This window comes from Flavobacterium sp. IB48 (genome assembly GCF_016405855.1).
GTDB classification, from domain to species: domain Bacteria; phylum Bacteroidota; class Bacteroidia; order Flavobacteriales; family Flavobacteriaceae; genus Flavobacterium; species Flavobacterium ginsengisoli.
Genome location: NZ_JAEFCA010000009.1, coordinates 168,517 through 175,714 on the forward strand (window position 1 = coordinate 168,517; position 7,198 = coordinate 175,714).

The 7,198-nt window shown below is 32.4% G+C and carries 7 protein-coding genes; 2 read left to right on the top strand and 5 right to left on the bottom strand.

The features are described 5' to 3' along the window. Positions 1-2: 2 nt before the first annotated feature. The 5 genes from JC605_RS21350 to JC605_RS21370 all read right to left on the bottom strand — a co-directional run bounded on the left by JC605_RS21350 (position 3) and on the right by JC605_RS21370 (position 5,624). Positions 3-1,088 carry an efflux RND transporter periplasmic adaptor subunit gene (locus tag JC605_RS21350; protein WP_198858120.1) on the bottom strand — a complete coding sequence of 362 codons (1,086 nt, stop codon included), beginning with the start codon at positions 1,086-1,088 and terminating at the stop codon, positions 3-5. 12 nt (positions 1,089-1,100) lie between these two features. Beyond that, positions 1,101-2,348 (bottom strand): TolC family protein, encoded by a 1,248-nt coding sequence (locus JC605_RS21355; RefSeq protein WP_198858121.1) that lies wholly within the window; start codon positions 2,346-2,348, stop codon positions 1,101-1,103. 84 nt (positions 2,349-2,432) lie between these two features. Next, positions 2,433-3,794: a HAMP domain-containing sensor histidine kinase gene (locus JC605_RS21360; protein WP_198858122.1), complete on the bottom strand. Its 1,362-nt coding sequence runs from the start codon at positions 3,792-3,794 to the stop codon at positions 2,433-2,435. Then, positions 3,791-4,471, bottom strand: a complete 681-nt coding sequence (locus JC605_RS21365; RefSeq protein ID WP_198858123.1) for a response regulator transcription factor — start codon at positions 4,469-4,471, stop codon at positions 3,791-3,793. Before JC605_RS21365 ends, JC605_RS21360 begins: the two co-directional genes overlap by 4 nt. 64 nt (positions 4,472-4,535) lie before the next feature. After that, complete coding sequence (locus JC605_RS21370) at positions 4,536-5,624, bottom strand: M42 family metallopeptidase (protein ID WP_198858124.1); 1,089 nt, start codon at positions 5,622-5,624, stop codon at positions 4,536-4,538. Between the two features lie 81 nt (positions 5,625-5,705). Here JC605_RS21370 and JC605_RS21375 point away from each other — a divergent pair, with 81 nt between their 5' ends. Both JC605_RS21375 and JC605_RS23810 read left to right on the top strand, forming a co-directional pair. Next, complete coding sequence (locus tag JC605_RS21375) at positions 5,706-6,386, top strand: DUF4294 domain-containing protein (RefSeq protein WP_198858131.1); 681 nt, start codon at positions 5,706-5,708, stop codon at positions 6,384-6,386. Positions 6,387-6,871: 485 nt separating this feature from the next. Then, positions 6,872-7,129, top strand: coding sequence for a hypothetical protein (locus JC605_RS23810; protein ID WP_233074193.1), 258 nt, complete (start codon positions 6,872-6,874; stop codon positions 7,127-7,129). Positions 7,130-7,198: the final 69 nt, after the last annotated feature.

A 7,198-nucleotide genomic window follows, 5' to 3' on the forward strand; every position in this document is an offset into this window, starting at 1 on the left:
TCTTAATTATTTAAAGCACCATAAATAAATAGCTGATTGTTTGTGATTACCTTTTCATTTTCTTTTAAACCACTTGAAATATAAGTTGTATCACCAACAACTCGATAAACTTCTACTTGTCTAGTTTCTATGTTATTACGGTCTTTAAATACAACAACAAAGTTTTTACTTTTGTCAAAAACAATAGCTTTACTAGGTACGGCTATCATCGATTGGTTTTCATTAAAAGATAATTTGATATTCGCATTCATATCAGGCTTTAACATGTAATCAGGATTGCTCAATTTGATTCTTGCCTGCATTGCTTTAGTTTCTGGATCAATTACGTTGTAGATTTTATCTACTTTTCCGTTAAACGTTTTATCTGGATAACTAAGGGTAGTAACAGCAGCCGCTGTTCCCAATTTTACTTTATTAATATCGATTTCATTAATATTAGCCATTGCCCAAACTTCGCTGATTTCTGCAATATCAAATATGTTCTCAGAACGGTCATTACGCAAAAGCATATCTTGATTAATGCTTTTTTGAATAATGAAACCACTTATTGGAGCTGTCACTTCATAAATAGAACCTGCTTTAATATTGTAAATTTTATAAGTTTCCTGAATTTTACTTAATTGTGACTGTGCTTTGTTTACTTCAGATTTTGCCTGTAGAACATCACTTTCAGAATTTAATTTGCCGTCAAATAATTCTTGCGCTACTTTTAAATTGTTTTTTGCAACAAGCAAATCACTTTTAGCATCTATAGATTGTTTTTCAAAATCGGCTACATCGGTACTTTTTATGGTTGCCAGAACTTGTCCTTTTTTTACATAATCACCAAGTTCAACATTTACTTTCATAACATTTCCGCCGACCAACGGGTAAACGTCAATCATTTTATTATTATCAGCCGTAATTTTTCCATAAAAACTAAGTTCGTTCTTTAATGGTTGGGTCGTAGCTTCGGCTGTTGTAGTAGTTTTTAGCATAGTATCACTTAAAACAAAAGATGTATTTGTTTCAGGATTCTCTACTTCTTTTTTGCAGCCTGTTAGAGATAGAGTTGCAACTGCCATTCCTATGAATAATGTATGTTTCATTTCTTTACTGTTTTAAAATAAATCTTTGTTGATGGTACTATTTAACTCTTCACCTGCTAATACTACTTTTTTCTTTAATTCGTTTAACTGAATTATTGCCTGATTGTAGCTTTCCATAAAGTCGGTAAATTCTAAAAGGCTTACATTTCGTTTTTGAAAATTAGTTAGCATTCCGTTGTAAACTGCTTCAAAATCTGAATTTACAGTTGGTTTAATCACACTGTAGTTTTGTCTTGATTCATCCCATTTTGTCCAAGCTGAAGTAATTTCAGTTTGTAGTTGTAGTTCAAAATTTTGTTTTTCAACTTTAGATTGTTCTAAAATAGTTTGAGCATATTTAATGTTTCCTTTGTTTTTATTCCATAATGGTAGCGGAATACCAAGGCTAACATTAGATTCTTTATTAAAAGCTCCACTTCGCTGATCGTAATTTGCACCTAAAGTAAGATCTGGAATTGCAAGCGATTTTTGCCATTTTACATTTATTTCATTAGCCTCTATTTCTTTTTGTTTTGCTAAATAGTCAGGTCGATTTGCAATTGCTTGTTCTTCGAAACTTTTAATATCTAAAGGAATAATTTTTAAATATTTATTCGAATCATCTTTACTGACAACTGGAATTACATTTTCCGTTTCGTTCATTAAAAGCTTTAGATTTGCTTGCTCTTCTATATTGTTATTTACAACTTCTAGTCGTTCATTTTTGAAATTAAGATATAAAGATTGCAAACGAACAACATCTTTTAAAGGAATATTGCCTTTTTGAGCCTGAACAGAATAAGAATTGATTAAATCTTCGATATGAGCCAATTGTTTATCCGTGTTTTCGAGATTTTTACTGTTGTAGTAGACAGTATAAAAACTTTTACGAAGTTGTAGTTTTAAGGTGCGCATTAAATCATTAAATGATAATTCTGCCAATTGAGCATTGGTTTGTGCGAGTTTAACTTCGTTACGTTTTTTACCGCCAAGATAAATTAGCTGTTCGATACCAAACGCTTTTTGTCCTTCTTTCCCGATGTCAAAAAACTTGTCTCTTTCGGGGTTATACGCATTAAGTTCGGCAGTGATAGTGGGGTTGTCCCAAATTCGGGCTTGAATGGCTAGAGCTTTTGAAGCATCAATATTGTACTGCGATGCTAAGAGAAATAAATTCTTTTTTAAGAATTGGCCTTCACAGTCTTCTAAGGTAGCTGTTTTTTGGGCTATTGCAGCTTGATTTAGAACTGCAAATAACAGCAATGCGAATAACTTTTTCATTGTATTGTTTTTGGATTATACAAATATGCTATCAACAGGCTTTAGGGGAGCTTAAAATCTACCTTAAAAATAGCTTAAAAAAGTTTATAATTCGAAAAATAATTGAAATAAATTCGTGTTAATATTTGGAGTTGAGTAGATTATGTTGGCTTTATGAACTGTCAAAATGCGATGGACAATTCTTAGACCAAGACCGAATCCTGAAGTTCTTTTTGAATTTTGCCCACGCATAAAAGGTTCAAAAAGACTTTTTTGTTCTTCTTCGCTAAGAGTGTTTCCAGTATTTGATACTGAAATTATAAGATGATAATGATCAGTGCTTATTTTTACTTTTGCCTGTTTGTTATTGGAGTAGATGTAGGCATTCTTTAAAATGTTGGTTAAAGCAATTTCTAGAAGATTTTTATTTCCTTTTATTTCTAAAGCAGTATCCAAATCATCACTTTCTTCCATTTCAAAAAGAATAGCAAAATCTGGAAATGTTTTGTTGATTTTTTCTATAGAAGAGAATAAAATCTCATCTATACGCTGAATTTCATTGTTTTCTGTTCTTCTATTATCAATTTTAGAAAGAATTAATAGGGAATTAATCAACTCTCCTAAATGATTAACATCGGCTAATATATTATTTAGAAAAGAACTGTTTTTTGGTTTTATATCAGGATCGGCAATAGCATTTTCGATCTGCGAAGTCATTCTAGAAAGAGGCGTCCTTAATTCGTGCGAGGCATGAGCAGTAAATTCTTTTTGTTTTTGGTAGGAAACTTCTATTCGATCCATCATAAAGTTAAACTCATCAGCAAGGAGATCAACTTCGTTCTTCGTGCTATTAGATGCAATTCTGGTATCGAGATTGTTTTCGTTTATGTTTTTTATTTTCTGATGAAAAGCAAGAAGCGGATCCATTGCTTTTCTAACCATAAAAGAAGTTAATAGCCAGCAGATTGTGGTAAAGAAAATGTAGGAAACAACTAATGTGTATCTTAAAAAAAGAAGTTTCTTTTTTCCGTAATCATCTGTCGCAGAAATTAGAGCATAAAAATCTTTATCGTTCGTATCGTAAAAAACGCCATAAACTTCGTAATCTCCTTGCTGTTTAAAAAAGGTTTTATTCTTTTTTAAATATTTTAAATCTTCAACAGACCAATTGATTTTTGCATCATCGATACTGCTATAAATAAGTTTATAATTAGAATCAAAAACTAAGGTTTTCTCATCATAAAGTTTATTAATAGAGTTCTGGTCTATTATTTTTAAAAGCTGATTGTCGACTTGTTTGACATTTACCAATAATTTAATATTCGATAAAGCCTTAATTTCTAATCGATCTCTAAACTCTTCTTTTCTATAATTAGAATACAAAATGAATATCACTGTAGATGCCAGTCCAAAAAGAATGGTAAACAGTAAACTGACTAAAAGTGATATTCTATTTTTTAATGTCATTCTTGATCGCTTAGATAGTAACCGTAACCAACTTTGGTGCGAATAAGTTTTATTTCATGATCCTTGTCGATTTTCTTTCTTAAAAAGTTGATATAAACTTCAATTGTATTTTGATTAGTTTCGATATGATAATCCCAAAGTTTTTCTGCAATAAATTGTTTAGAAAGCACTTTTCCTTTGGCATGAGCCAAAATTAAAATCAATTTAAACTCTTTAGGAGTAAGTTTTATTTCTTCGCCAGATCTAAAAACTTTCATGTCTTCTTCATAAATTTCTAAATCTTTGACCACAATTTTGCTCTCTATCTGTTGCGGAACTTCCTTTCGTCTTAAAAGAGATTGTACTCTAGCATATAATTCTTCAAAATGAAATGGTTTTACTAGATAATCGTCTGCGCCATTATCAAAAGAAGATAATTTGTCTTCAATTTCACTAAAAGCGGTCAACATTATTATTGGCGTTTTAATATCAATTTTACGAATGTCTTTGCATACCTCTATTCCGTTTAATCCAGGAACATTGATATCAAGAATAATCAAATCATATTCGTACGGAAAATACTTTTTCAGTAACAATGAGCCATCATAATATGGAACACACTCGAACTTCTTTGAGGTAAAGAAGGCAGAGATTTCTTTAGACAAAGTAAAATCGTCTTCGAGCAGTAATATTTTCATTCTGGGGAGATTTAAAAATTCGGCCATTTCATGAAATAGCCGAATTTAGTGCGGTATTGTTTTTTTAATTAAAGTAAGAGAACGTCTCGTTGTTCTCGATTTTCAGTAGTGACTCATAAATTAGCTTAATAACATTTTCAACATCATCTCTATGAACCATTTCTACTGTTGTATGCATATAACGTAAAGGAAGCGAAATTAATGCAGAGGGAACACCGCCATTGCTATAAGCAAAAGCATCAGTATCTGTTCCAGTTGCACGTGAAGTAGCATGTCTCTGAAAAGGAATTTTATTTTCTGAAGCTACGTCTACAATCAAATCACGTAATTTATTCTGAATTGCTGGTGAATAGCCAATAACAGGGCCTTTGCCCATTTTAAGATCACCTTCTACCTTTTTATCAATCATTGGAGTAGTGGTGTCATGGCAAACATCAGTAACAATCGCTACATTTGGTTTTATTCTATGCGCAATCATTTCAGCTCCACGAAGACCAATTTCCTCCTGAACAGAATTCACAATATATAAACCAAAAGGAAGTTTTTTATTGTTCTCTTTTAATAAACGAGCAACTTCAGCAATCATAAAACCGCCCATTCTATTATCGATAGCACGACAGACAAATTTGTTTTCGTTTAAGATCATAAATTCATCAGGATACGTAATCACACATCCAACATGAACACCTAAAGCTTCAACTTGCTCTTTGTTTTCGCAACCTAAATCAATAAAAATATTACTTAGTTTGGGAATTTCTTCTTTGTCGCGTAAACGAGTATGAATTGCTGGCCATCCAAAAACACCTTTTACGATTCCGTTTTTAGTATGAATATTAACTCTTTTAGAAGGAGCAATCTGATGATCTGAACCACCATTTCGTATTACATAAACCAAACCATCTTCTGTAATGTAATTTACATACCAAGAAATTTCATCCGCATGCCCCTCAATTACAACTTTATACGGTGCGTCAGGATTAATTACTCCAACAGCAGTTCCGTAAGTATCAGTAATAAAGGTGTCAATATAAGGTTTTAAATAGTTCATCCAAAGTTTCTGGCCTTCACTTTCGTAACCAGTAGGGGAAGCGTTATTTAGGTAGCTTTCTAAGAATGCTAGAGAAGTATCGTTTAAGATAGAATTTGTGCTCATAAAAATATTTTTCCGCTAAAATATAAATTTGGTATCAGAGTTGTGTATAAATATATAATTTTACACTTAAATTATGATTCAATGAGATTAACCACCTTTTTATTTTTACTCTTAGTTTGTTTTTCTTCCAAAGCCCAAGTTACTCCTAAAGAGAACGAGCAAATGGGATATATATTAACAGAAAGAGATTCTATTTTAGGCGATACTATTCAGCTTCCAGAAATAATTATTTCAAAAGGACAAAAGATGAGTCCTGAGGAAATGAAACAATTTCAAATTCTTCAAAATAGAGTGTATAAAGTATATCCATATGCTAAGCTGGCAGCAGAGCGATTAACGGCTTTGAATAATGGAATGTCACGTTTAAAAACGAGTCGAGAAAAAAAGAAGTATTTTAAAATCGTCGAAGATTATTTAAATAACGAATTCGAAGAAAGACTTAAAAAGCTTTCTAGAAAACAAGGTCAGATTTTAGTAAAGCTTGTTCATCGTCAAACAGGAATTACAACTTATGAACTAATCAAAACATTAAAAAGCGGATTCAAAGCTTTTGTTTCTAATACAACCGCCAATTTGTTTGACATTAGTTTAAAAGAAGAATATAAGCCATACGATGTAAACGAAGACTATCTAATAGAAACAATATTAGTTCGAGCATTTGAATCTGGCCGATTAATAAATCAAAAACCAGCCACTCCGATAGATTATGAAGATCTATCAGAAAAATGGCAACAGAAAGCCAAAGACTTAAATAAAAAATAATACTATATATAAAGGACTACTATATATAATGTAAGACCCGGCAGTTTTTTGAAAACCTTTCGGGTTTGCTTTTTATATGCATATAATATAAGTATGGAATATGATGCAGGGCAGATGTGAAGTATTAAGCTTTAATGATAAATGGGATCCGTTTCCCGCTATGCGCTTCAATCTTTTTGTTCCGAATGCCTGCAAAAAAGGATTTCCGCTTCCATCGGAGCCATGGAGGAGCTTTTCTGGAAGGCATTTTTACGTAAATCGCCCCTTTAAGAATATAAGAAGCCGCGCAAAAAGGGCGGCAAATGGCGGAACCCCCGCAAAAGCGGCATTGCAAAAACCCGATGAAACGGCAAAACCGCACCGCAGCTCAGAAAAACCCCACAAGCCGTCAAAAAAAAGCAAGTCGTAAAAGAAGCGCTTCCAGACAGTTAAGAAAAAGATTGGAAAAAGATTGAAAAAAGATTGAAAAAAGCGGATAAAAAAGCTTGGAAAAGCGGAAAAAGGTTCTACTTTTGCACCCGCAACAGCGAAACGCTCATCGAAATGCCGGCAAGGGAATAAGAATTAAAAAGGGAAGAAATTTTCTAAAAAAAGATTCGAAAAAGCTTGCGAGATTTGAAAAAGCGATTTACATTTGCACCCCGCAAAACACGGAAAGCTCTTTGATAGACTGGGAAGGAAAAAGGAAAATGGAGGCGAAAATAAAGCTTCAAAATTTTTCAAATTTTTTCTTGCAGGTTTAAAAAATTAGTTTTAGTTTTGCACCCGCTTTGAAACACAAGCGATGAAGAAATAAAGACACGTTCGTAGAC